Annotated in this window: 19 protein-coding genes; 9 read left to right on the top strand and 10 right to left on the bottom strand. The window is 72.7% G+C overall.

What is annotated here, in order from left to right; all coding sequences use genetic code 11:
- Window positions 1–27: 27 nt before the first annotated feature.
- The 3 genes from UK82_RS09460 to rpsA all read left to right on the top strand — a co-directional run bounded on the left by UK82_RS09460 (window position 28) and on the right by rpsA (window position 5,640).
- Window positions 28–1,623 carry an ArnT family glycosyltransferase gene (locus UK82_RS09460; RefSeq protein WP_396230502.1) on the top strand — a complete coding sequence of 532 codons (1,596 nt, stop codon included), beginning with the start codon at window positions 28–30 and terminating at the stop codon, window positions 1,621–1,623.
- Window positions 1,624–1,737: 114 nt separating this feature from the next.
- Window positions 1,738–3,510, top strand: a complete 1,773-nt coding sequence (locus UK82_RS09455; RefSeq protein WP_055406913.1) for an acyltransferase — start codon at window positions 1,738–1,740, stop codon at window positions 3,508–3,510.
- A 645-nt stretch (window positions 3,511–4,155) separates the two neighbouring features.
- Entirely contained in the window at window positions 4,156–5,640 is a 1,485-nt protein-coding gene (gene rpsA, locus UK82_RS09450) for a 30S ribosomal protein S1 (protein WP_044886834.1), read from the top strand.
- A gap of 73 nt (window positions 5,641–5,713) precedes the next feature.
- On the opposite strand, the gene UK82_RS09445 is transcribed toward rpsA, so the two are convergent.
- On the bottom strand, window positions 5,714–5,896 hold the full coding sequence (locus UK82_RS09445; protein ID WP_009739962.1) for a Trm112 family protein: 183 nt from the start codon (window positions 5,894–5,896) through the stop codon (window positions 5,714–5,716).
- 209 nt (window positions 5,897–6,105) lie between these two features.
- Here UK82_RS09445 and UK82_RS09440 point away from each other — a divergent pair, with 209 nt between their 5' ends.
- Window positions 6,106–6,642, top strand: a complete 537-nt coding sequence (locus UK82_RS09440) for a glutathione peroxidase (RefSeq protein WP_044886835.1) — start codon at window positions 6,106–6,108, stop codon at window positions 6,640–6,642.
- Window positions 6,643–6,747: 105 nt separating this feature from the next.
- Here the strand turns inward: UK82_RS09440 and UK82_RS09435 are convergent, their stop codons facing one another.
- The 4 genes from UK82_RS09435 to UK82_RS09420 form a co-directional block, all read right to left on the bottom strand.
- Window positions 6,748–6,993 (bottom strand): hypothetical protein, encoded by a 246-nt coding sequence (locus tag UK82_RS09435; protein ID WP_044886836.1) that lies wholly within the window; start codon window positions 6,991–6,993, stop codon window positions 6,748–6,750.
- 54 nt (window positions 6,994–7,047) lie between these two features.
- Entirely contained in the window at window positions 7,048–7,935 is an 888-nt protein-coding gene (locus UK82_RS09430) for a transglutaminase family protein (protein WP_055406912.1), read from the bottom strand.
- Window positions 7,936–8,000: 65 nt separating this feature from the next.
- A complete protein-coding gene (locus UK82_RS09425; RefSeq protein WP_063870479.1) occupies window positions 8,001–8,645 on the bottom strand; it encodes a DUF5994 family protein in 645 nt (214 codons plus the stop codon).
- A gap of 141 nt (window positions 8,646–8,786) precedes the next feature.
- Window positions 8,787–9,788: an NAD-dependent epimerase/dehydratase family protein gene (locus UK82_RS09420; RefSeq protein WP_055406911.1), complete on the bottom strand. Its 1,002-nt coding sequence runs from the start codon at window positions 9,786–9,788 to the stop codon at window positions 8,787–8,789.
- Window positions 9,789–10,042: 254 nt separating this feature from the next.
- Here UK82_RS09420 and UK82_RS09415 point away from each other — a divergent pair, with 254 nt between their 5' ends.
- Complete coding sequence (locus UK82_RS09415; protein ID WP_055406928.1) at window positions 10,043–10,969, top strand: GlxA family transcriptional regulator; 927 nt, start codon at window positions 10,043–10,045, stop codon at window positions 10,967–10,969.
- A 56-nt stretch (window positions 10,970–11,025) separates the two neighbouring features.
- On the opposite strand, the gene UK82_RS09410 is transcribed toward UK82_RS09415, so the two are convergent.
- Window positions 11,026–11,358 carry an anthrone oxygenase family protein gene (locus tag UK82_RS09410; RefSeq protein WP_313949799.1) on the bottom strand — a complete coding sequence of 111 codons (333 nt, stop codon included), beginning with the start codon at window positions 11,356–11,358 and terminating at the stop codon, window positions 11,026–11,028.
- 337 nt (window positions 11,359–11,695) lie between these two features.
- On the opposite strand from UK82_RS09410, the gene UK82_RS09405 reads away from it, so the two are divergent.
- Window positions 11,696–12,625 (top strand): AraC family transcriptional regulator, encoded by a 930-nt coding sequence (locus UK82_RS09405; RefSeq protein WP_055406909.1) that lies wholly within the window; start codon window positions 11,696–11,698, stop codon window positions 12,623–12,625.
- Window positions 12,626–12,725: 100 nt separating this feature from the next.
- Window positions 12,726–14,564, top strand: coding sequence for a lysine--tRNA ligase (gene lysS, locus UK82_RS09400; protein WP_044886840.1), 1,839 nt, complete (start codon window positions 12,726–12,728; stop codon window positions 14,562–14,564).
- A gap of 178 nt (window positions 14,565–14,742) precedes the next feature.
- On the opposite strand, the gene UK82_RS09395 is transcribed toward lysS, so the two are convergent.
- The 4 genes from UK82_RS09395 to UK82_RS31200 all read right to left on the bottom strand — a co-directional run bounded on the left by UK82_RS09395 (window position 14,743) and on the right by UK82_RS31200 (window position 22,022).
- Window positions 14,743–15,744, bottom strand: coding sequence for a glycoside hydrolase family 26 protein (locus UK82_RS09395; protein WP_044886841.1), 1,002 nt, complete (start codon window positions 15,742–15,744; stop codon window positions 14,743–14,745).
- Window positions 15,741–17,048 (bottom strand): hypothetical protein, encoded by a 1,308-nt coding sequence (locus tag UK82_RS09390; protein WP_236705710.1) that lies wholly within the window; start codon window positions 17,046–17,048, stop codon window positions 15,741–15,743. The genes UK82_RS09395 and UK82_RS09390 overlap by 4 nt, the downstream gene beginning before the upstream one ends.
- Before the next feature lie 927 nt (window positions 17,049–17,975).
- Window positions 17,976–19,820: hypothetical protein (locus tag UK82_RS09385; RefSeq protein WP_236705709.1), on the bottom strand; the 1,845-nt coding region annotated here is incomplete at its 3' end.
- A gap of 474 nt (window positions 19,821–20,294) precedes the next feature.
- Window positions 20,295–22,022, bottom strand: coding sequence for an ABC transporter ATP-binding protein/permease (locus UK82_RS31200; protein ID WP_242422689.1), 1,728 nt, complete (start codon window positions 22,020–22,022; stop codon window positions 20,295–20,297).
- A gap of 375 nt (window positions 22,023–22,397) precedes the next feature.
- Between UK82_RS31200 and UK82_RS09375 the strand changes: the two genes are divergently transcribed.
- Both UK82_RS09375 and UK82_RS36795 read left to right on the top strand, forming a co-directional pair.
- Window positions 22,398–23,354, top strand: coding sequence for an LLM class F420-dependent oxidoreductase (locus UK82_RS09375; protein ID WP_044886877.1), 957 nt, complete (start codon window positions 22,398–22,400; stop codon window positions 23,352–23,354).
- A gap of 154 nt (window positions 23,355–23,508) precedes the next feature.
- Entirely contained in the window at window positions 23,509–24,969 is a 1,461-nt protein-coding gene (locus UK82_RS36795; RefSeq protein WP_236705707.1) for a phosphotransferase, read from the top strand.
- Window positions 24,970–25,009: the final 40 nt, after the last annotated feature.

Raw genomic sequence — 25,009 nt, 5'->3', positions numbered from 1 at the left:
AAACCAGCATGTTGGTACTTTCCGCGCGTGTCTGAGACCACGGCGGGGCAGCCACGGACGGTGGGGGCGGCGCCGGTACCGCCGGGCGTCCCCGAACCGGCTCCCGCGCCTGCCGGGGCCCCCGCGTCCGCTGGGGAGTCCGCGTCCGCTGGGGAGTCCGCGTCGGCGGTGGAGTCCGGGTCGGCGGTGGAGTCCGGGTCGGCGGTGGAGTCCGGGTCGGCGGTGGAGTCCGCGTCGGCGGTGGAGTCCGCGTCGGCGGTGGAGCCTGAGCCCGCCGGGGAGCCGGCGCGCGCCCGGCTCGGGCGACCGCGACGCTGGTACGCCGGGCTGGCGGCGATCTGCCTGATCGGCCTGGGGATCCGGCTGTTCTACCTGTTCCACTGGCTGCACCCGGTGGCGGTCCAGGGTGATCCGTTCTACTACCACGAGGCGGCGAACCTGTTCGCCGACGGCCGCGGCTGGCCCGACCCGTACGAGCTGCGCCTGGCCGGGCGCTACGTCGCCGACGCCCAGCACCCGCCGCTGACCAGCCTTCTGCTGGCCGTCCCGTCGTTGCTGGGCTTCACCAGCTTCCTGTCCCACCAGCTTTTCTCCTGCCTGCTGGGGGTCGGCGCGATCGTGCTGGTCGCCCTCGCCGGGCGCCGGGTCGCCGGTCCGGCCACCGGGCTGGTGGCCGGCGGGATCGCGGCCGTCTACCCCGGCATGTGGCTCAACGACCCGCTGGTGATGTCCGAGACGACGGGCATTCTGACCTGCGCCTGGATCATCCTCGCCGCCTGCCGTTTCGCCGACCGTCGAGGGTTCGCCGAGGCAGCCTGGCTCGGGCTGGCGCTGGCGGCGGTGATGCTCGCGCGCGCCGAACTGGCCCTACTGGCCCTCGTGCTCGTCGTGCCGCTCGTCGCGATGGCCCGCGGCGTGGCCTGGCGGCGTCGCGCCGCACTGCTGGCCGTGGCGGCCACGACGAGCGTGGCCGCCATCGCCCCGTGGACCGCCTACAACCTGTCGCGGTTCCACGAGCCGGAGTACCTGTCCACCGGCCTCGGCTCCACCCTGGCCGTCACCCACTGCCCGGCGACGTACTCCGGGCGCGATCTGGGCTGGTGGTCGTTCGACTGCGTGCTGGCGCTCCCGCCGCCGCCCGAGGAACGCTCCGAGCGCGATGTCTTCTACCGACATGCCGCGTACGACTACATCCGTGGCCATTCCGACCGGCTGCCCACGGTGGCCGCCGCCCGCCTCGGCCGCACCTGGGGCGTCTACCACCCGTGGCAGCAGGCCCGCCTCGACACGATCGAGCTGCGGCCGCTGAGCCTGAGCCGGGTCGGGATGGTGACGCTGTGGGTGCTGGAAGTGGCCGCGCTCGGCGGCGTGGTCGTGCTGCGCCGCCGCCGGACCCCGCTGCTGCCCCTGCTCGCGGTGCCCATCACGCTGAGTCTGGCGACGGTGGTGGTCTACGGCACCACCCGCTTCCGGGCCGCCGCCGAGCCTGCGGTGGTACTGCTCGCCGCGGTCGCGATCACGGCCGCCGCCGGCCGGCTCGCCGGCCCGGTGCGTTCCCGGGCCAAGCGGATCCCGGGTGGGCAACCGGTGCGATCCGAATCCGACCAGGGTTACCCGACCTGACTACGCCAGTGGGTGGAAAAAGCCGTTATGTGCGGGGTGTGCTAGCTCCATAATCCGCCGTGCTGGTACGTTTTTCACCGTGCCGGACATTGCGTATCTCGAGGCAAACTCGCGGTGACCGGCCCTGTCCGCCCCCGTTCGGATGCCGTCGTCACCGACGCGCCCACCGATTCCGCCTCGATCCCCGATCCGCGCCGTCCCCTCGGCACCCGCCCGCCCAAGGTCGTCTTTCCGGGCTTCGACGGTCTGCGCGCGATCGCGGCGCTGCTCGTCGTCGTGGTGCACACGTCGTTCCCGGCGGGGTTCACCACCAGCAGCGGGTTCGGTCCCTACACCGCGCGCGGTGAGGCCGGGGTTGCGGTGTTCTTCCTGATCTCGGGATTTCTGCTCTACCGCCCGTTCGTCGCGGCCCGGCTCGCGGGCGTTCCCGCCGCCGCCGCACCGGGTTACCTGGTGCGGCGGTTCATGCGGATCGTCCCCCTCTACTGGGTGGCGCTCGCCGTCACCCTCAACGTGGTCAGCGACGACCGGGTCGGCGTGCACGGGCTCGCCGGGATCTTCCAGACCGCGTTCTTCCTGCAGGGCTACCAGGATCACTGGGCCATCCAGGGCCTCACCCAGGCCTGGACGCTCGATATCGAGGTCGCGTTCTACCTCGCCGTGCCCGTCTACGCCTGGCTGCTCGGCCGGCGCCGCCGCTCGCCCGAGGCCCAGGTCCGGGTGGAGCTGGCCGCGTTGGCGGTGACCTTCCTGGCCGCGAAGGTCATCCACTTCCTGGTCATCCCGAGCAGGCAGGCCTGGATGTCCGGCTGGAACGCCTGGCTGCCCGTCTGGTGGGACCTGTTCGCCATGGGGATGGCGCTCGCCGTGGTCTCCGCCCGGTACGCCCAGCTCGGCCGCCAGCCCCGCTGGGCGGGCCTGCCCGGCTCGGGAACGGCCTGCTGGGCCGTGGCGGCGTTGATCTACTGGGTGGCGAGCAGGCACGCCGGTCTGCCGCTGGTGCCGATCTTCGATCCCGACCGGGCTCAGGACATGAACCGGCACCTGCTGTACGGGCTGTTCGGGTTCTTCCTGCTGCTGCCAGCGGTCTTCGGGCGCCAGGACCGTGGTGCGGTGCGGCCGTTGCTGGCCAGCCGGCCGCTGGCGTTCCTCGGCGCGATCTCGTACGGCATCTACCTGTGGCACTCCACCGTCATCGACCTCGTGCTGGAGCACAGCGGCTGGCGGCTGTGGAAGATCCCCTATGCGCCGTTCCTGGCGATCGTCGTCGTGCTGACGGTGGCCGTCGCCACCGCGACGCACCACCTCATCGAGCGGCCCTGCATCCGCCTTTCCCACGGCTGGGCCCGGCGCGCGGACGCCTGGGTGGCACGCCGCCGCGGGCGGGTGGGGCCGGGCGCGGGCACCGCGCCCGGCGGCGGAGGTGCGCAGCCGCAGGGCCCGATCGGCGTGTTCCCGGGGGTGGTGCCGGGGGCCCGGGCGGCGGTCGCGGTCGCCGGCGTGCCCGGGGATAGCCCGACGGTGCCACTGCTGACCGGGTCGGCCGCCCGGCCGGGCGGCCGGCAGCGGCCGGCGGGGGCGGGCGCGACGGAGGCCGACGCGCGGAAGGCCGCGGAGGGCTGGGTGCCGCGGGCCTGGCGTGGACAGCCCGGCGTCGCGTCCGGCGCGGACCGGCCGGCCCGGCCTGACCCGGCCCGGCCTGACCCGGCCCGGCCTGACCCGGCCCGGCCCAGTCCCGACCGGCCGCCTCGGCCCGATCCTGACCGGCCGTCACGGCCCAGTACCGACAGCCCGTCGGGGCCCGGCCTCGACGGGCTGGAGTGGATCGGCCCGGGCGGGCGCCCGGAGTCGGGTGGCGCCGAGCGCGGGCCGGCCGGCCGAGCCTGATCAGTCGCCCGACCTGGCACCCGCCTTCCTGACGCGCCGCCGATCGTGGCCGCCGGCCGCCGATCGTGGCCGCCGGCCGCCGCCGATCGCGGCTGCCCTCTGCCCGGCGCGGGCGCCCCGCCTACCAGGCTGTGGTGGTCCTCCGTCCCGGCACCTCGCGTCCGGGAGGGTACCCGCGCACTTTCCGCCTCCGCACGACCTTCCCGACCGATCGCCCAATATGTCGGTTTGATGATGATTTTTCCTTTGATCTCACCGTGCTGTGTGCGCCCGTCCGGGGGGAGCGGGGGCGGCGGAGATCGGCTCGCCGCGCGGACGGCGGACGGGCTGGCCGTGGCCAGCGTCGCGCGAGCGTGGCGGGGCGGCAGCACATAGCTACATATGGACGGCTTCTGTCTGCGTAGCGTGACCGCAGTGCCAGCTCGGAAGCGTCCGTACGCCGGCTCCCGTTGACCACTCCGGACACCCATCCCTAGACTTGGGTCTGTGCACGAGGGTCCGTGGGTCTCAGACCGAGCGGATCCACTCGAGCGTCGCTATCGGTTCTGACAGTTTCTTCGTTTTCTGGCGTTGTCTCTGTCCCTCGGTCCCGGCGGTTCGATCCGGCCCTCGCGCGGACGACCACCCCTAGTCGGAGCCGACCCCTTGACGAGCACCACCGACGTACGACCCGTGGAGACCGTGACCACCGCGCAGAGCCCGACCACACCACAGGTAGCGGTCAACGACATCGGCTCGGCCGAAGACTTCCTCGCGGCAGTCGACAAGACGATCAAGTTCTTCAACGATGGGGACATCGTCGACGGCATCATCGTCAAGGTCGATCGCGACGAGGTTCTGCTCGACATCGGGTACAAGACCGAGGGCGTGATCCCGTCCCGAGAGCTGTCGATCAAGCACGATGTCGACCCGCACGAGGTCGTGAGTGTCGGCGACCACGTCGAGGCCCTTGTCCTCCAGAAGGAGGACAAAGAAGGCCGTCTGATCCTGTCCAAGAAGCGCGCCCAGTACGAGCGCGCCTGGGGCACGATCGAGAAGCTCAAGGACGAGGACGGCGTCGTCACCGGCACCGTCATCGAGGTTGTCAAGGGTGGTCTCATCCTCGACATCGGCCTCCGTGGCTTCCTGCCGGCTTCCCTCGTGGAGATGCGCCGAGTCCGCGACCTGCAGCCCTACGTGGGGCGTGAGCTCGAAGCTAAGATCATCGAGCTCGACAAGAACCGTAACAACGTTGTGCTCTCGCGGCGGGCATGGCTGGAGCAGACCCAGAGTGAGGTCCGCTCCGAGTTCCTCGCCCAACTGGCCAAGGGTCAGATCCGTAAGGGCGTCGTCAGCTCGATCGTCAACTTCGGTGCCTTCGTGGACCTCGGTGGCGTCGACGGGCTGGTGCACGTCTCGGAGCTGTCCTGGAAGCACATCGATCACCCGTCCGAGGTGGTCGAGGTCGGCCAGGAGGTCACCGTCGAGGTTCTCGACGTCGACCTGGACCGCGAGCGGGTCTCGCTGTCGCTGAAGGCGACGCAGGAAGACCCGTGGCGTCAGTTCGCCCGCACCCACGCGATCGGCCAGGTCGTTCCCGGCCGGGTCACGAAGCTGGTGCCGTTCGGCGCGTTCGTCCGGGTGGACGAGGGCATCGAGGGTCTGGTCCACATCTCCGAGCTCGCCGAGCGGCACGTGGAGATTCCGGAGCAGGTCGTCAACGTCGGTGACGAGATCCTGGTCAAGGTGATCGACATCGACCTCGACCGGCGCCGGATCAGCCTGTCGCTCAAGCAGGCGAACGAGGCGTCGGGGCTGGCCGTCGACGGCGAGGCGTTCGACCCGAGCCAGTACGGCATGGAAGCCAAGTACGACGAGCAGGGCAATTACGTCTACCCCGAGGGCTTCGACCCGGAGACCGGGGAGTGGCTGGAAGGCTACGAGGAGCAGCAGGCGGAATGGGAGCGGCAGTACGCCGAGGCCCAGTCCCGCTTCGAGGCGCACCAGGTCCAGATCCGGGCCGCGCAGGAGGCGGACGCCGCGGCGGCCGCTCCCTCCTCCTACACCGCCTCCTCCCAGTCCGACCAGCCTGCGTCCGCCATCGACGAGGAAGCACTGCGTCGCCTGCGGGAGCAGTTCGGTCGGGAGTAAGCGACCCTGCCGCGTACGTGACAGCGGGGCCCGAGGAATCTTCCTCGGGCCCCGCTGTTGTGTCTGGTGCGGGTCAGCGCTGGGCGCGGGCCACCGCGGGGTCGACGTGGTCCGGCCGTAGCAGGATCGGGACCTCGTCGCGGATCTCGTAGCGGTGGCCGAGCCGCGGGTTGACCAGCCAGCCGTCGACCAGTTCCAGCGGCCCCTTGTCGACCGGGCAGGCAAGGATCTTCAGCAGGTCGGGTTCGATGCTCATGTCGGGCGTTCCTGTTCGTTCGTCGCCATCGGTCGCTGCCGTCGGACCACCCGAGCATCCCAGACGGCCGCTCCCCTCCGAATCGGCGCACGATTATGCACCCGACATGGTGACATAAAGGCATGGGGCGGAGTAGCGTCAGGATTGTTCAGCGGCCGAACCATCGGCCGTGAGGATCGGGATCACCCGTCACGAGAGTCAGGTTGATCATGACTGTCCACGATTTCACCGTCGACACCCCCGACGGCAGCAGCCGCTCGCTGGGCGACTACGCCGGCCAGACGCTCCTGATCGTCAATGTTGCCAGCAAGTGCGGCCTGACGCCGCAGTACGAGGGGCTCGAGTCGCTCTACCAGGAGCTGCACGGCCGCGGCCTGGAGATCCTTGGCTTCCCGTGCAACCAGTTCGGTGGCCAGGAGCCGGGCACCGACGAGGAGATCCAGAACTTCTGCTCGACCAACTACAACGTCACCTTCCCGGTGCTGAGCAAGGTCGAGGTGAACGGCGACGGCGCCGCGCCGCTGTTCAAGTACCTGCGCACCGAGGCGCCCGGGGACTTCGGGCCCGAGTCCGGCTTCCTCTACGAGCACGTCTCGAAGACCCGGCCCGAGGCGATCGGCACCGACGAGGTCAAGTGGAACTTCACCAAGTTCCTCGTCGACGGCGAGGGCAACGTCGTGCGCCGCTACGAGCCGACGGTCACCCCCGAGGAGATCCGCAAGGACCTCGACGCCACCCTGGCGTAGCACCGCGTGGGCCCCGCTCACCGGCGTCCGGCCGGTGAGCGGTCGTTCTGCGCCGCCCCGGCGCGGGCAACGCGTCGCCGGGGCGGCCCAGCCGGTCGGGCCCGATCAGGTTCGATCGAGCTGGGCGGCAAGGTACACGATGTCCTCGGCGTTGCCGCTGGCGAGGACCGCGTGCACGTCGCGGTAGGCCGCACGGAACTCGGCGAGGACCGCGCTGACGCCTGCCGCGTCCACCGGTTCGCCGATCTCGACGGCGGCGTTGGCGAGGCGGCGGATGCCACGGCTGGCCCGCTGCGCGGTGAGCAGATGGAATGCGATCTCGTCCAGGCGGGCGGGGTCGGTGTCACTCATGGCGGCCTTCCATTCCTTCGGGTCGTGCACAGGTCGGGCCGCGGGCCGCGGGGATCAGGCGAGGACGGCCTCGGCCCGGTGGTCGTCGGCCGGCAGGAGTCCGGTCACCGTGGCGGTGACCTCGACCGACCGCAGGGTGGCGATGCCGCCCAGGACCGCGGCGAACGCGGTGTCGGCGGCGTCCCGGCCGGTCGCGATCCGGACCAGCCCGTCACGCGGAACCCGCCGGGTCGGGTCGTGGACGTGCCAGGTGCCGTCGGTCCAGGCCTCGAAGACGGCGTGAAAGTCCATCGGAGTCAGCCCGGGTGCATAGACCGCGGTGAACCTGGCGGGTATCCCCAGCGCTCGACAGAGGGTGACGCCCAGGTGGGCGAAGTCGCGGCACACTCCCTGCCCGGTCAGCAGGGTGTCCTCGGCGGTGTCGTGGACCGTGCTGGCGCCGGCGACATAGCCGATCCGGTGGTGGATCCAGTCCACGACGGCGTCGACCCGGGGCCGGCCCTGGGGCAGGGCGCCGAACTCGGCCACGGCGAGCCCGACGACATGGTCCGACGGGCAGTAGCGGCTCGGGCGCAGGTAGGTCAGCCGTTGCAGGTCGAGGGGCTCGTCGCCCGCCACTCCGGTTGGGTGCGGGCCGGGACGGGGGCGCGGACTGTCGAGGTCCGCCCGGTAGGACGCCGCGAACAGTCCGCGGGGCACTCGTAGCAGGTGGATGCGCCCGCCGTGCGGCGCGGCCAGCTCGACCGGCGGGGCGAGGGGGGCTCCGTCGATCGCCAGCTCCAGGCGTTCGGCGTGCATGCGGCCGCCGCGCTCGGCGGGGGCGATCTGCACCGCGATGTCGGCGGGCTCCTGGACGTCGAAGGCCAGGTCGCAGGTGACGACCCGGCCCCGATCGTCGCCGCCAGCCGGCCTGGGCCACTCACGGCCGGCAAGGACGCCCATGTCGCCTGTCTCGCTCGTCCTGGCCGTCCCGCCCGTCCTGGCCGTCCTGGCCGTCCCGCCCATGGTCAGGGCGACACCGAGGGCGCCGGAGACAACTCCGGCACCGCGGCGCTGATCGGCCCGCCGTGCTCTGTCGAGGCCTCGGCGCCGGCCTGCCGCAGGATCTCGCCGGGCGAACCGGTCAACGCGCCGGCCGCGACCGCGCGCAGCAGCACCCGGGCCGGCCCGGCTGCGGTCTCGGGCGGGATCACGAGCAGTCGCAGCCTGGGCCTGCCCCCGTCGCTGCCCGCGGTGACCACCCGCCGATCGAGGGTTCGAAACCAGTCCACCCGGACCAGGGGCAGCCCGGACCCACCGGCCAGGCTGGGAATCGCCGTCCAGGCGTCGCCGTTCACGCAGACCCGGCGGACGCTTTCGTCGGCGCCCGCCAGCGCGGTGAGAAGGCCGGGCAGCTCGTCGGTGAGCCGCATCGTCCGCGGCCACCAGCCGCCGTCAAAGGAACCCTCGCCGCGGTCCGGGGACAACGTCAGGCGGGCCGCGGCCGCGGCCGCACCATCCCCGACGTCTGCGCCGCCCGGCTTGGCGGGCGATGCCGCGGCCGGAGGCGTCGCGGGATGCGAGGTCGTGAACCGGGACGGAGCGCCACCGTCGTCATCGAACCGAGCGATGTCGGCGCGGTCGGTGAGAGGGACATGCGGGCTCGTCGTCATGACGGCCGCCTCACTCCGATGACGATGACCATCGGATGGCTGCGACCGGTGGCTGGGTCGGCCTGCTGGTCGACGCTCGCGGTACACCCGGTCAACGACCATGCTACGCCCGGCGGCCGTACCGCCCGCGCGGAACCCTGGTCACCGGACCGTCCGCCCTTCGCCGCGGAGGCCGGCGCGACCGTTGCCGGGGTCCGCGGCGGCGGTTTCGGCCAGCGCGACGTCGAGGCTGCCCGGGGGCAGCGCGAACGTCTGTTCGGTACTGGTCGAGTCGAGTACGCAGGGCCGCTCGTACAGGTAGAGCATCTCCACCACCTCGGCGGTCACGGGGTCGGCGGCGCCGGCTGCGGCGAGTTCCGCCGCGGTCAGCCGGACCAGCTCCGGCTCCCGCGCCTCGGCGGTGTCGGCGGTGTCGGCGGTATCGGCGGTGTCGGGGGCGCTGGCGGCCACGAGCCGCCGGGACAGCTCACGCACCGAGAGCGGCACGCTCGGCGCGTGCCAGCTCCGGCCCCAGGCGCGGTCATCCCGGCTGATCGCGACGAGGGCGCGGGCGACCTCGCCGACGTAGGCCCAGCTGTGGGCGGCGTCGAGGTCCCCCGGGAAGGCGGCGGGCGCGCCAGCGAGGATCTTCGGCGCGACCAGCAGGTTGTAGAGCGAGTAGGCGCCTGCGCCGAGGAAGTCCGCCGCGCGCACCTCGGTCGCCCGGACCCGGCCGGCGTGGTGGGCGGCCAGAGCGTCGTGCCACATCGCGGCCCGCACCCGCCCCTTGACCGTGATCGGGGCCAGCGGCCGGTCCTCGGTGATCGGCCCGTCGACCGGGCCGTAGCCGTAGGTGTTGCCGAGCATGACGTAGCCGGCGCCGGTGCGCTCGGCGGCTGCCAGCAGCGCGGCGGCCAGCGGCGGGAACAGCGCCGGCCACCGGTCGTAGGCGGGTGCGGCGCAGCCGAACAGGGTTCGCGCGCCGGTGGTCAGCTCGGTCAGCCGGTCGGCGTCGGTGGCGTCGGCCGCCACCAGCTCGATCCCCGGACGGCGGGGGCCGCGGCCACTGCGGGTGACCAGCCTGACCTGATCCCCGGCGTCGGCGAGGAGGTGGGCGGTGGCGATGCCGGTCGCGCCGGCCCCGACGATCACGTGCAGGCTCATTACTTGCTCCTCGTGGGTGGGCGTCCCGGTGCGGACCGGGCTCGTCCNGATCACCCTCGTCGGGCCCGCGCACCCGCGGCAGCCCTTCGGACGCCAGATGTCCGGAGGTTTCCGCCATGATCGGATCGGGCCGCGCTGCCGCGGTGATGATGGGAACCATGCCCGCGGCGATCACCNCCCCCGGTNCCCCCGGCTCGTCTGGCCCGTCCGGCCCGCCGCACCGGGTCGCGGTGATCGCCGTGCCGCCGGTGACGATGTTCGACCTGTCCATCCCCCAGCTCGTCCTCGGCGCCACGTTCGTCGCCGACCGGCCCGGCTACGAGGTGGTCGTCTGCGCGGCCGACCCCGGGCCGGTCGCCGTCGAAGGGGACGGCGGCGGGATGGGCCTCACCGTCAGCCGGGGGCTCGACGCCGTCGCCTGCGCGGACACTGTCATCGTCACCGGCACCGGTGCCCGGGTCGACGCCGATGCGCGGGTGCTGGCCGCGCTGCGGGCGGCGGCGGCCGCCGGCCGCCGGATCGCCTCGATCTGCACCGGCGCGTTCGTCCTGGCCCAGGCCGGCCTGCTCGACGGCCGGCAGGCGACCACGTACTGGGTGCAGGCCGGGGCGTTGAGCAGCCGCTTCCCCGCCGTCGACGTCCGCGCGGACGTGCTGTTCGTCGAGGACGGCCAGATCGTGACCTCGGCCGGGCTCGCCGCGGGCATCGACCTGTGCCTGCACCTGGTGCGCAGCGACTACGGCAGCGCGGTCGCGAACGCGGCGGCCCGCCTCGCGGTGGCGGCCCCCGCGCGCGCCGGCGACCAGAACCAGCGCCTCCCGACGCCGCTGCCCGGCCCGGACGGCAGCGGCCTGGTCCGCACCCGGGACTGGGCGCTGGCGCGCCTCGACGAGCCGCTCACCCTCGCCGACCTCGCCGCGCACGCGCACGTCAGTGAGCGGACGCTCGGGCGGCGCTTCCGGGCCCAGACGGGCCTCAGCCCGCTGCAGTGGCTGCTGCACCAGCGCATCGAGCGGGCCCGCGAGCTGCTGGAGACCACCGACCTGACGATGGATCATGTCGCCCGGCGCAGCGGGCTGGGCTCGGCGGACTCGCTGCGTCAGCACCTGCTGCGCCGCACCGGGCTCACCCCGACCGCCTACCGCACCGCCTTCGCCCGCCCCCACGGCGGCGCCGTCTGACAGGCGGGATGGCGCTGCCTCCCGTGGGGCCGGTTCCGCCGCGCCGGCCTCGTTGCTCATCCGGTCGGAGCCGGGAGCGCCGCCGCGGCCCGGTCGCCTACTCGCACCGCGGCGACGAGGACGACCGCGCCGGCGACCGAGAGCAGCGTCCGGACGTGGTTCCAGGCCGTCCAGTCGCCCGCGTAGCGCAGCCAGGAGTCGGCCGCGCCGGCGGTGGTCGGGTCCACCCGGGCGAGGGCGTCGTTGTGGGGCACGTGGTAGGCGATCGTGAGCAGCACCCCGAGCAGGTAGAGCGCGGCCCCGGCCAGGCGGTACCAGGCCCCCGGCTCGTGCGGATCACGCACCGACGCGACGCCGAGCACGACGCAGGTGGCGGCGGTACCGAACATGACCAGCATGAAGGCGGCCGTCGGGGCCTCGCGGTTGACGCTCTGCATCGCGGCGAGCCCCTGGTCGGGNGGCAGCCGGCGCAGCGCGGTCATCACGAAGGCGGAGAAGGCGAAGAGCACCCCGCCCACGACCGCCGCCCCGACGGCGGTGATCAGCGTGAGCGTGGGCAGAACCCTGGAGGTCATGTGCGCCGTCCTGTCTGGCCGGGCCGGAAGCTGTCGTGATCCAGTGAAATGCGCGCGATCGGGACGAGCCATGGCCCGGACGCTCGTCTGCATACGCGAGCGTCCATCCATCCGGTGTGGTGAGGGCTGGGCCGCCGTTACGATCTCCCGCATGGACGCGATCGCCGGGTTACTGGACGGCCCCCGGGCGCACGGTGCCTTCCTGCTGCGCCTGACCATGAGCCCGCCCTGGTCGCTACGCATCCAGGACGAGGCCCCGCTGGCCATCGTCGCGATCGTGCGCGGGCACGCGTGGGTGGTCCCCGACGACCGGCCCGCCGTGCGCCTGACCGCCGGGGACGTCATCGTCATCCGCGGGCCCGAGCCGTATCGAGTGGCCGACGACCCGGCGACCCCGGCCCAGATCGTCATCCATCCCGGCCAGGTCTGCACCACCCCGTCCGGGGAGAGCCTCGACCTGTCGATGAAACTCGGGCTGCGCGCCTGGGGTAACAGCCGCGACGGCGCGGCCGAGCTGGTGGCCGGCGTTTACCAGTTGCGCACCGAGGTCAGCCGTCGGCTGCTCACCGCGCTGCCGGCGCTCGCCGTGGTCCGGGCCGGCGACTGGGACTCCCCGCTCGTGGATCTGCTCGCCCGCGAGGTCGGCCGGGACGATCCCGGTCAGGAGATCGTGCTGGACCGGCTGCTGGATCTGCTCGTCGTCGCGGTCGTGCGCACCTGGTTCGCCCGGGCCGAGGCGGCTGCCCCCGCGTGGTGGCGGGCGAACGACGACCCGGTCGTGGGCCCGGCGCTGCGCCTGGTGCACCACACGCCCCAACACCCGTGGACGGTCGCGGAGCTTGCCGCCGCCTGCGGAGCCTCCCGGGCCGCCTTCGCCCGCCGGTTCACCGATCTCGTCGGCGAGCCCCCGATCGCCTACCTCACCGGCTGGCGCCTGGCACTGGCCGCCGACCTGCTACGCGAACCGGACGCCTCCGTCGGATCGGTGGCCCGCCGGGTCGGCTACGGCAGCCCCTTCGCCCTGAGCACCGCCTTCCGCCGCCACTACGGCGTCAGCCCCCGCGAACACCGCGCACGGTGAGCAGGCCGCCGGGGCGGGGGCTCGGCGCGAGACCGTTAGGGTTGTTGTCAAGGGTTCGACGTCGGGATGTGGTGGGACTGTGGTTGATCGCCGGGACTGGATGACCAGGGCCGCGGACGAAGCGATCGAGCGGGCGCAGCGGCGCCCGGGGGGCGGGAAGGTCGTCTGCGCGTCGGGGATCAGCCCGTCGGGGCCCATTCACCTCGGCAACCTGCGGGAGATCCTCGTCCCGCATCTCGTCGCCGAGGAGATTCGTGCTCGCGGAGTGCCCTGTGAGCACATCCTGTCCTGGGACGACTACGACCGGCTCCGCAAGGTGCCCGCCGGGGTGCCCGCCGACTTCGCCGAACACGTCGGCCGGCCGCTGACGGCCGTCCCCGATCCGTGGGGCGAGTTTCCGAGCTGGGCGGAGCGGTTCAAGGCGCCGTTCCGGGACGCGTTGTGTCGCCTCGGCATCGAGGTGCGCGAGATCAGCCAGACCGAGATGTACCGCTCGGGTGCCTACGCGGACGGCATCGCCCGGGCGATCGCCGCCGCCCCCACCATCGACGGCATCCTCGGCCGCTACCGCACGCTGCAACCATCGCCCACCGCGGCACCCGCCGGCTCCGGGCCGGATGGTTCCGGGGCGGGTGGTTCCGGTTCCGGCGGTTCCGGTCCCGGCGGCCGGGCCGGGCGCGGCGGGCGGCGGGGAGCGGCGGCGCCGGGCGGGGCCGACGACGTCCCCCCGGCGGACGTCGACGTCGCCGCCGACGAGGGGGCTGCCGACGACGAGGGCTCGGCGTCGGCGTCGGCCTACTTCCCGTTCCGGCCCTACTGCGAGGTCTGCGGTCGCGACACGACGGTGGTGGCGTTCTTCGATCCGGTGGCCGGCCAGGGCGACTATTCCTGCTCCGCCTGCGGCAACCACGGCCGGTTCGACGTGCGGGGGCCGGCGAACGGCAAGCTGGTGTGGAAGGTCGACTGGCCGATGCGCTGGGCCTTCGAGAACGTCGCCTTCGAGGCCGGCGGGGTGGACCACTCCTCGCCCGGGTCGAGCTTCACCGTCGGCGGCAGCATCGTCCGCGAGGTGTTCGGCGGCGAGCCGCCGGTGTACCTGCCGTACTCCTTCGTCGGGGTCCGCGGGCGGGCCAAGCTCTCCGGATCGGCGGGTGGGGCCCCCACCCCCGCGGACGCCCTGCACATCCTGGAGCCGGCGATCGTGCGCTGGATCTATGCCCGGCGCCGACCGAACCAGGCCATCACCGTCGACTTCGGGGCGGAGGTGCTGCGCGTCTACGACGAGTGGGACGCGCTGAACCGCCGCGTCGGCGACGGCACGGCCGAACCCGCGGAGGACACCGTGGTGGCGCGCTCGCGGGGGACCGTCGAGGGCGGCCCGGTCGACGCGCCGCGCACCGTGTTCCCCTTCCGGCTGCTGTCGTCGATCTGCGACATCACCGCCGACGACCCGACCCAGATCCTGCGGATCCTGCGCCAGGCCCGCGGCAGCGACGCGCCCGGCGAGAGCGGCGCCGACGGCACGGGGCAGGCACCGTTCACGCTCGACGACCTCCAGCCGCGGCTGGGCTGTGCCCGGGCCTGGACCGGCGAGCACGTGCCCGCCGAGCAGCGCACCATCGTGCGGACCGAGCCGGACCGGGCGGCGCTGGCGGGCTTGAGCGCCGACGAGACCAAGGCCCTCGCCATCCTCGTCGACGGCCTCGAGGAGGACTGGTCGCTGGACGGGCTCACCACACTGACCTACGCCGTGCCCAAGCTGCTGCGCGGGCTGCCCGCCGACGCACCGGCCACCGCCGAGCTCAAGCAGGCCCAGCGCGCGTTCTTCGTCCTGATCTACCGGCTGCTGGTCGGCCGCGACACCGGCCCGCGCCTGCCCACCCTGCTGCTGGCGGTCGGCCCCGAGCGCATCCGAGCCCTGCTCACCGCCGCCGAGTAAGGCGTGCAGGTCCGGGCGGACCGGCGATCGGCTGTGCCCGCCGGCTCGGACAGCCTGCTCGTCCGCGGGGACGACGACCGGTTCTCCTTCGTCCCCGCCTCGGTGCAGGAGTACCTGGTGGTGGCCCGGGTCGCCGAGGACCTCGGCCGCACCGGGGGCAGTGCGGCGAGCTGCGTGGTCAGCCGGTGCCGGGCGAGGCGGGGCCAAACAGCTTCAGATAGCGTTTCGACGACGTGGGGTTCAGATCCGGCTGGTAGAGCGACGAACGGACGTTCTTCGCCTCGGAGTTGTTGTAGTACGCCTCGTAGGCCAGATTTGCGGCATTGGCGGCGAACGTCTCATACATCTTCTGGACGTAGAAGGGGTTGTCGCCGCCGCCGCCCTCCGACCGGACCACCCCCCACTCTGGGACGGCGAACTTCTTGCCGTGATCATGGGCGAACTTGATCACCGTGCACAGTCCGGACCGCTGGTGGCACTGGCGGTTCCAGCTCTTCTCGCTGACCGACGTGGGGAAGAAATCGTAGGAGTCGATGCTGACGACGTCGACGTACTGGTCGCCGGGATAGGCGTCCCACACGTCCCGCCCGCTCCCGGGCAGCTTGTCGGTGTGGGCGTTCATGTTCCAGTCGATCTTCACGGCCGGCGCGGTCGAGCGCAGCGCGGTCACGGTCCGACGAAAGCACGCCTTCCAGGTCTCGACATTGCGCACGTGCCAGTACATGTAATCGCCGTTGAACTCCCAGCCGAGCCGGATGTAGGCGTCCGCGCGGCCGAACTTCGTCAGCGTCGCGCCGAACGTTCGCCAGTAGTTGTCGTAGGCGCCGCTCGCACAGGTCCCCTCGTTGCCGTCGCGGGGGAACGGCGGCTGCGCGATCGACAGCTCACCCGGGAACTTGTCCCGGGTGAAGGCCGCTGTCGGCCAGTCCGCCGAGACCATGTTGTACCAGTCCTTGCGCTCGGTGAAGACGATCGCGAGCCCGACCTGGCGGCCGGTGAACGCTCCCCAGGCGTTGACGTCGGCGGGATAGTTGCCGTTGGCGCCGGACACCCAGTGCACCCCGACGGGGCCGGGTGCGGGTTTCGACGAACCGGAGCACGCCGCGAGCCCGGCGGTCAGCAGTACGGAGACCAGCAGCAGCGACAGCGAGACCAATCGCGACCGGCGTCGCACTCTCACGCTACGGAGGGCCTGCGGAGGACCGGCGCCGCGGTGGGCGAGGTCACGCCGGCGCCCGGTGCGGACGACTGATCGGCCGCCGCCAGCGGCGACAGCCCGGCGGTCGGCGACGCGGACGTGGCCGCGCCGCCCATGGGAACGGACCGCGGGGCGGTGCCGGACACCAGGACGCCCGGCGCGGTCGTGCCCGCGGCCGGCCCACCCGCTGTGGCGGTCGGCGCCAGCCCTCCGGCGGCGGTCGCTCTCTCGCTCGCCGCTGCAGTGCTGGGCCTCGCACCCACCGAGGAGGTCGCCCGCGTGTGGGCTGCCCGCGCTTGGGCCGGCTGCGCGTGGGCCGGCTGCGGCTGGGTCGGCTGCGCTTGGGTCGGCTGCGCCGGGCTCGGCTCCGTCGTCGGCTCCACCGGGTTCGCGCTGCGGGACTCCAGCCAGGCCCGGACGCCGTCGGCCTCCACGGGCCAGTCGTGGCCGGGGACGAGTGCGGCACCCAGCTCCATGTGCGTGGCCAGGGAGGGCGCGGGGACGAGCAGGGTCCGCCGCCGCCGCTCGGGTCGGGCCAGCGCCACCGCGTTCAGGGTGGCCCGCAGCCCGGTCAGCGCCGCCCGGCGGGCGATCCGCGCGGCGGCCGTCGAGGGCGCCACCAACGGTGGTTCACCGCCCAGTTCCGGCAGCCGGAAGGGCTGGAAACCCTGCAGCGTCAGGCAGGTCGCGCGGTCGAAGGCGCCACCGACGAAGGGGATCGAGCGCAGCAGCAGCTCGTCCTCGACGAGGGTGCCGACGCGCAGACCGAAGGTGCTGGTCGTGGTGGCGGTGCGAGCCCAGGTCACCCCCTCGATCATCGGGGCGTGCTCGTGGATGCTGCCGTCGTCGGTGACCTGCGGGCGTCGCCGGGTGGAGGTGGCGGCCAGCCGCGACGTGCCGTACAGGGTGAAGTATTCGACGTCCGGGCGGGCGGTGGCGGCGGAGACCAGCGCGGAGAGCGAGTTCTCCGTGTACAGATAGTCGTCTTCCGCGAGCCAGACGAGATCGTCGGCGGCCCAGCGGCGAAGCCTGGGCATGCGTAGGACGTGGCGATACGACGCGCGATTACTGCCGCACGTGACCGGGACGACCTCGCCGGCCTCCGCCATCATCGAAAGACGATCCGCCGGCATCGGACCGTCGTTGACGAAGACGATCCTCGTCGGGATCTCGACTTTCTCGACGGCGCGCAGGAGGGACGCGAGCGCCAGCCGCTTGCTGTAGAACGCCGGTCGGTTCTTCGCGTTCTCCGAACCAACGGATCGATACAGGATGCGCAGAATCATCTCAACCCCCCCGCCTGGCCCGGGTCCAGGCGGCATTCACCGGAACGGTCTCGACGCCGGTCGAGATCCTACCTATATGGTCGCCGCCCCCCGGCGGACCGGTCGTGATCGGAAGATTTTCCTGACCCCCCTTGGTGGGGCCGGACACGATGTGGCTCATCCGGGCTCGTTCGATTCGGCCGGTTCCGATCCGGCCGGAGCCGCATCGGCTGGCTCCGCAGTGGCGATGCTCGGGGCGCCGTCCTGTTCCATCTCGCGGGCGACCCGGCGGACCAGCAGGAACCAGAACGGCACCGTGATCCAGAACGCCGCGATGTAGCCGATGACCGCCCCGGACGCGCCGCCGAGCTCCAGCCCGATGATCGGGTAGAGCAGGAGCTGCGGGGCCAGGATGGCATTGGCGCGGAAGGTGAGTTTGGCCTGCCCCATCGCGTAGAGCATGCACGCCGGCCCCACCGTCGCCGCCGGCCCCGTCTGCTGCACGATCGACAGTGCCAGCAGATGATGGGTCTGCCCCCAGGTGTCGCCGAGCAGGGAGTGGCCGATGCTCGTCGGTAGGAACAGGAAGATCGTTCCCCAGACCACGCCGACGGCGACGATCACTCCCGACAGGGCGTAGGCCGCGCGCAGCCGCGCCCCGGCCGACATGTCCTTACGACGGGAGAACTCCGGGACGGCCCAGCTCACGATCCCGACGGCGAGGATCGTCGTCGGTCCGAGCAGGGTCTGCACGCCGCGCAGCGCGCCGACGAGGTCGATCGCCCCCAGGGTGCCGAGCAGCAGCGTCGAGGCCTGCTGGGCGCCCTGGACGGTGAGGTACTCCGCGCTCATGTAGCCGTTGATGTCGCGATGCTCGACGATCCAGGACCGGACCTGGTTCGTCGCGGGCCGGAAGCCGGCCTGATAGATCCCGAGGATGGCCGCGANGGCCGCCGCACCGCCCCAGGCCAGCAGCATCGCCCACGAGGTCGACACATCGCGGACGATCAGCAGGAGGATGGCCCCGAACTGGACGATCGCCCAGATTCCGTCGTTGGCGGCGGCGGCCGCCGGCCGGCCCTCGGCGAAGAACACCTGCCGCCAGGCGTCCTGGAGCAGCAGCGCCGGGAACACCAGTCCCATCGCGATCAGGGAATGGCCGACGCCGCCGCCGAGTGCGAGGCCGACGGCCAGCGTCACCGCCCCGGAGAGCAGTCCGATGACGAAGGCGGTGCCGGTGCCCGCGGCACCCGCCGCCCGGAACACCCGGGGCGACACGTCCGCGAACTTCATGCCCAGCGGCGCGGTGCCCGCGGCCTTCGAGAAACCGATCATCAGCGAGAAGATCGCGAACGCCACACCGAACGCGCCGAACTCCGACGAGCTCACGCTGCGGGCGATGATGAACGACATCACGGCGTTCGTGCCGCTGGAGAGCACCTGGTCGACGAGCGTCCAGATCGCCCGGGACCGGCTCGATCCGCGGGTCGTCCGCTCGACGCGGTGCCGCCCGCCCACGCCGGCGTCCTCGCTGAGGTCCGCGAGGCCGTAGTCGACCGGTTCGGGACGGTTCGCGACGGCCGTCCCGGCGGGCGCGCCCAACGTCCCGCCGGCCGCTCCATCCGCGCCGGCACCGCCCCGGCCGTCGATCGCCGGATCCGGCCGGTTGAGGCCGCCGAGGAAGAACTCGCCGGTCATCGTGCCGGACATCGGGATCAGGCCCTCGGCCGTGGGCGCGTGGGTGGGACGGAAACTGTCCGCCCCGGGCACCCGACGCACGCGCAGCCCGCGGATGATCTGTGTCCGCTCGTGATCGAACGGTTCGACCCGGCGCGCCGGGTTCGACTCACCCCCGCCGTGCTCGCGCACGGGTGGCTCGCCGCGTGGGCCCAGGTCCCGCCCGGCGGTGCCCTCCCGGCCGGAGCCCCGGCCCCGTCCGTAGCTGTTGCCGTAGCCGAACTCGCGGCCGTGGCCGTATCCGTGCCCCTGCCGGTGGTCGGCGGCGGTCTCCGACTCCTCGAGGCGCCCGCGCTGCGGCCCGCTCTCGGCCACCCGACCGCTCTCGGCCACCCGACCGCTTTCGGCGCCCTGACTGCCCCCGGTGCCCTGGCCGCGGTCGGCGACCCGGCTGCGGTCGGCGTACTGACGATGCTCTCTGGCCCGCTGGGCCCGGCCGATGGGATACAGCGCGGGATCCCGGTCCAGATCGCGGCCACGGTGGCGGTCTCGACCGGGGCCGGTGCCCTCGGCCCGGCCGTCGTCGCGCCGGCCCGAGCCGTCGTCCTGCGCGGCCCGGCGTTCGTGTTCGGTCCGGCGGGCCTCGGCGACCTCGGGCATGCCGAGACGGCGGCGCAACGCGGCCAGCTCGGTCGTCGACGTGAGCTCGGCCGGACTCGCCGGACTCGCCGGACTGGACGGGGGCGGCGGGCCGGAGCGTCGCTGCTCCGTCGGCGAGCTCTGCTCCGTCTGACGGTGCTGCTCTGCGGGCCGGTGCCGGTCTGCCGGGCGCTTCTGGTCCGTCCGCCGTTCCTGGTTGGGCGGCTGCGCCTGGCCTGCGGGCAGGTCCTGATCGGTGAGCTGGTCCTGGTCGCGGGGCGCGGCGTTCGGGTCCGAGGGGGGCGCGTCCGAGCGGCGCGGGCGCGGCGCGGTGAGGCGCTGGGTCGTCTGCGTGGTCGCGGGACCCGGCTCGACGCGGGTCACCGGAGGTCGCCCGCTCGGCCGCCGCGGCAGGCGGGTGGCCGGCGGACCACCCTGATCGTCGTCGGATGGGAATCCGTGGCCGGACTCATCCATCCACCGCCGACCGTCCTCTCCATGCCGCATCAGCCCGACCTTGACCGGCGTATCCCGCCGGGGGCCACCGAGGTTCTCGCCCGGCGAACCCCACAGGGATCCACCGAGGCGCCGCACGCCTGGCAGCCAGCAGGTCGATGGTAGCCCGATATGGGTGGCTCTCCCGGGCCGGGCGGGCCGGATGTGCCGTACCCGACCGCTGCCGGGGCCGATCGATGCGATCTACCATGCCGGGGCCGCGGCGAGCGGAGGCGGTCCCGCCACCCGGTGCCGGTTTTGTTGGGCGGAGGCGGCCCCGCCACCCGGTGCCTGTTTGGTGGGCGGTCGGCGAGCCTTGCCCGCATCCCTCCACATCGACGATGGCCCTCCACATCGACGACGGTGCAACACCTTGAGGACGACGGTGGCGATCGTAACAACCCGGGATGGGTCGGCAGGGGCGTTTGCGACGCCGTCCCTCCATTCGCCCCGGATCTACGGGTGCCGGCGGCGCAGCGTCACTGCGGCGAGGCCGAGGGCGGCCAGGGTGCAGCCGGTGACGATCAGGATGTCGCGGGTCAGCCACCGGTCGACGTGCCGCGACGTCGACAGCCGGGCCATGGCGTCGACGACGTACGTCATCGGCATGACGGTGCTGATCGCGTCGAGCGTCGGCAGCATGCCGTGCCGCGGCACCAGGATGCCGCACAGCATGAACTGCGGGATGAGCACGGCCGGGATGAGCTGCACGGCCTCGAACTCGGTACGGGCGAAAACGCTCATCCACAGGCCGAGCGCGGTGCCGAGGAAGGAACTGAGGATGGCCGCCACGAAGAGCATGGGGGCCGATCCCCGCACGGTCAGGCCGAGCGCACCCACGGTCAGCGCGGTGGCGAACGCGGCCTGGGTCGCGGCGAGCACGGCGAACGCCAGCCCGTAGCCGACGAGCAGGTCCCCGCGGCCGACCGGGCTTGTCAGCAGCCGCTCCAGCGTGCCGGACGTGCGCTCGCGCAGCATCGCGACGGAGGTGACGAAGAACATCGTCATGAGCGGGAAGATCCCGAGCAGCGCAGGGCCCACCCGGTCGAAGGTGTCGGGGGACCGGTGGAACAGCAGGCGCAACGTCAGCAGCAGCACCGGCGGCAGCAACAGGACCAGGGCGAGGGTGCGGCGGTCGCGGCCGAGCTGGCGAAGCACCCGGGCGGCCGTGGCGCCGGTGCGCAGCTCGTCGATGGGCTTGCGGCGCGGGCAGGGTGCGACGCCGGGGGGATGGTCCGGCGGTGGATTCGGGGTGCGCGGCGCCTCGGTGGCGCCCCCAGTGGGTGTGGTCGGCGCGGGTCGGGCCTGCGGACCGGCGCGGTCGCCGGCCCCGGCCCCGGCCAGCCGGTTCGGCGCCTCGACGAGGCGTAGGAAGCCCTCCTCCAGGTCGGCGCAGGCGGTGGCGGCGAGCAGGTCCGCCGGTGTGCCCTGCGCGAGCAGCGTCCCCTCGTAGAGCAGCAGCAGGCGGTCACAACGGATCGCCTCGTCCATCACGTGCGAGCTGACCAGGATTGTCGTGCCGCGCTCGGCGAGCTGGCGGAAGTCGGCCCACAGCCGTCGGCGCAGCAGGGGGTCGGCCCCGACGGTGGGTTCGTCGAGGACGAGCAGGTCGGTGCCGCCGATCATCGCGACGGCCAGCGACACCCGCGAGCGCTGGCCGCCTGAGAGGTGGTTGACCAGCCTGGACGACTGCTCGGTGAGGCCGACATGGGCCAGCAGCGCGTCGAGGTAACCGGGCGCGCGGGTGGGGTCGTCGGGGTCGTCGGCCTGGGCGAGCGCGGCGAAGTAGCGCAGGTTCTCCCGCACGGTCAGGTCGCCGTACACCGACGCGGCCTGGGTGGCGTAGCCGACCCGCCGGCGCAGGCAGGCATCGCCGGCGGCGTAGCCGAGGACGCGCAGGTCCCCGTCCACCCCGCTCTGGACCCCGACGATCGCCCGCATCAGCGTGGTCTTGCCGCCGCCGCTCGGCCCGATCACCCCCGTCACGCTGCCGCGGGGCACGGTGAACGAGACGCCGTGGATGACAAGGTGACCGCCGCGGCCCCGCCGGCGCGCCCCGCGCCGGATCCGCACGTCGGTCGCGGAGACCGCAGCCACGTCTCTGTGCGCGCCGGGTGGGGCGCGGCGAGCGGCGACCCCGGCCGCGTTGGTCACGCTCGGCGTCGGTTCCAGTCCGGGGTGCACCCGCCGCATCCTGTCAACGCCGCGTCCCGATCCGCGCGACCGGGCGTCCCGGCGAGTTCCGCCGCGGTTTCGCGCGCAGCGTCGCGTCCGGCGTCGGATGGGCGTCCGGCGTCGCCTGTACGGCCGGCCCTGCATGTTTGGCGGCTTGCGGTGGCGGCACCCCCAAGGGCGGACGAGCCGAGATGCCGACACGCCGAGATGCCGACATACAGGGATGCCGACATACAGGGATGCCGACATACAGGGATGCCGACATACAGGGATGCCGACATACAGGGATGCCGACACACAGGGATGCCGACATACAGGGATGCCGACACGCAGGGATGCCGACATACAGGGATGCCGACACGCAGGGATGCCGAGGTGAGGATGATGTCGTTCGTCGGGTATGCGCTGTCCTGCGAGGAGCACGGCGCCCGGGCGTTGGTCGGGCAGGCACAGGCCGCCGAGCAGGCCGGCTTCGACGGTCTGTGGATCTCCGACCACTTTCATCCCTGGAACGACGCGCAGGGACAGGCACCGTTCGTCTGGTCGGTCATCGGCGCGATCGGGCAGGTCACCGAGCGCGTTCCGCTGACCACCGCGGTGACCTGCCCGACCGTGCGGATCCATCCGGCGATCATCGCGCAGGCCGCGGCGACCTGCGCGACGATGCTGCCCGGCCGCTTCCAGCTCGGCGTGGGTTCCGGGGAGGCGCTCAACGAGCACGTGCTGGGCGACGGCTGGCCGGCCACCGAGGTCCGCCTGGAGATGCTGGAGGAGGCCGTCGCCGTCATCCGCGAGCTGTGGCGCGGCGGGATGGTCAACCACCGCGGCCGGCATTACACGGTCGACCGGGCGCGGCTGTACTCGCTGCCCGCCGACCCGCCGCCGGTGTATGTCTCCGGGTTCGGCCCGGCCGCGGTCCGCCTGGCGGCGCGGATCGGCGACGGGTACTGCGGGGTCGCTCCCGACGCCGACCTGTTGCACCTGTTCGACGAGGCGGGCGGCGCTGGACGGCCCAAGCAGGGCTCGCTGAAGGTCTGCTGGGCGCAGGACGAGGCCGAGGCCCGCAAGACCGTCCACGCGCTGTGGCCGAACAGCGCGCTGCCGGGCGAACTGTCCCAGGAACTGCCCACGCCGGCGCACTTCGAACAGGCCAGCGCGCTCGTCACCGAGGAGATGGCCGCCGCGTCGGCGGTCTGCGGGCCGGACGTCGAGCGGCACGTCCGCGCGGTCCAGGAGTACGTCGACGCCGGCTACACCGAGGTCTACGTGACCCAGATCGGCCCTGAGCAGGCCGGCTTCTTCGACTTCTACCGCCGCGAGATCCTGCCCCGCTTCCACTGACGTGCGCCCNCAACCCGCTGATTACACGTCCGCTGGGCGGCACCGCGCAGGCGCGTGGCTCTAGGGGATCAGATGGCGCAGACGATCTGCGCTCCGCTCATCCCCAGTTCCGCTGCCGATCGACCCGGCGGCCGTCCTGCACACGGCGGATCAGGTGTACGGCCACCTGTTCTCCCCGGACACCCTCGACGACCTGGACCTCGGCGACGTCACCGAGAAGGACCTTCGCATCCCGCGGGAGTCAGCGGCCCTGGCGGCGCTGAATCGGGTGGAGATGTCCGAGAAGATCTCCGACATCGGACCGGCGTGGTTCTTCCCCACCACTGCCCGGGTGGTGTTCGATCTCGACGCGGACGACGCCGAGCGGATCGACGCCCTTTACCGCGGAGGCTTCTTCAACGAGTACCGGCGACTCACCACCGTGAAGGCGCATGCCGCCCTCGGCGGCCGGTTCGTCCACGGCTGCCAGTCGTCACCGAACATGTCCGGCGGGGCCGTCGTGCCCTACGGCGTCGATCTGACCCGATTCCGCACCGACCTGGGCGCGTTCAAGCGGGACTGGATCGATCGGATCCTCGCCCTCACCGGACCCGTCCCGGCCGCCTGCCCCTGCCCTCCAGCCGACCGGCCGGAGACGGTACCCCGCCTCACCGGCCGGTCCCGTCCCGCTCGTTGCGGCGAGCCCCTCGGAGAGACACTCATGGATGCGCTGTCCCCGCTCCTGGCTGACCTGGCCGAACTGGCCCATCTGGGATCGCCGGTCGCTCGGGTCCACGTCCGGGCCTGGGCGCTGTCCGGAGTGGAACGGGTCCGCTTCGCCGGTGATCGTGAGATGATCTTCAAGTGGGCGCGGGAGCCGTTCACGGCAGAGGCTGACGTACTCCGACACGTCCGCGGACAGGGTGTTCCCGTCCCGGTGGTATTCGCCAGCGTCGTTCGCGGCGGCCGGCTCGGCGTCCTGATGGAGGACCTCGGCGATGCGGACCGGGAAGCGACCATGGCCGACGCAGCTACCGCGGCGGTCACGGTGCACGAGGCGAAACCCGCCGATGCGCTGCCGGTTCTCGACCGGGTCGCGTTGACCGCCCTGCCAGGTCAGGCCATCGCCGGGCTGGAGGAGCTGCGGGCAGCGGGACGATGGACGGAAAGCACCGATCTGGACGAGCCGTTGGCGCGGCTCGCCGATCACGCCGATCGCCTCGCCGACGGCGTCGAACTGGCACCGTTCGGGCTGTGCCACAGCGAGTTCCACCCGACCAGCCTGCACGTCCGCGACGACGGATGGCACCTGCTGGACTGGGCGCGGTCCTTCATCGGGCCGGGCCTGCTCGACTTGGCTTCCTGGCAGGGAACCCAGCAGCCGGCGGACTCGGCGAGCCTGCGACGGCTGATCTGGGCCTACATCAGGGCCGGCGGGGCGGCAGAGGCGTCCCGTTCCCGCGCGGGCCTGCCGGCGGAACGGTGGGCGCTGGGCTGGCACCGGCTGTGGATCATCGCCTGGTACCTGGAACAGGCCACCACGTGGATGCCGAGTTTCGACCAGGACACCTTCACCGCCACCGTCATCCGACGACACCTCCACGAAGCAGGCACTTTCCTGTGGACCCCGTCCTGATGAACGTCGCTGTCTGGGAGCGTCACGCCCGCGCTCGCAT

The sequence above is a fragment of the Frankia sp. ACN1ag genome, from assembly GCF_001414035.1.
Taxonomy (GTDB): domain Bacteria; phylum Actinomycetota; class Actinomycetes; order Frankiales; family Frankiaceae; genus Frankia; species Frankia torreyi.
Note: the sequence above shows the minus strand (reverse complement) of the source record. Positions and strands in the feature narration are given on the sequence as shown.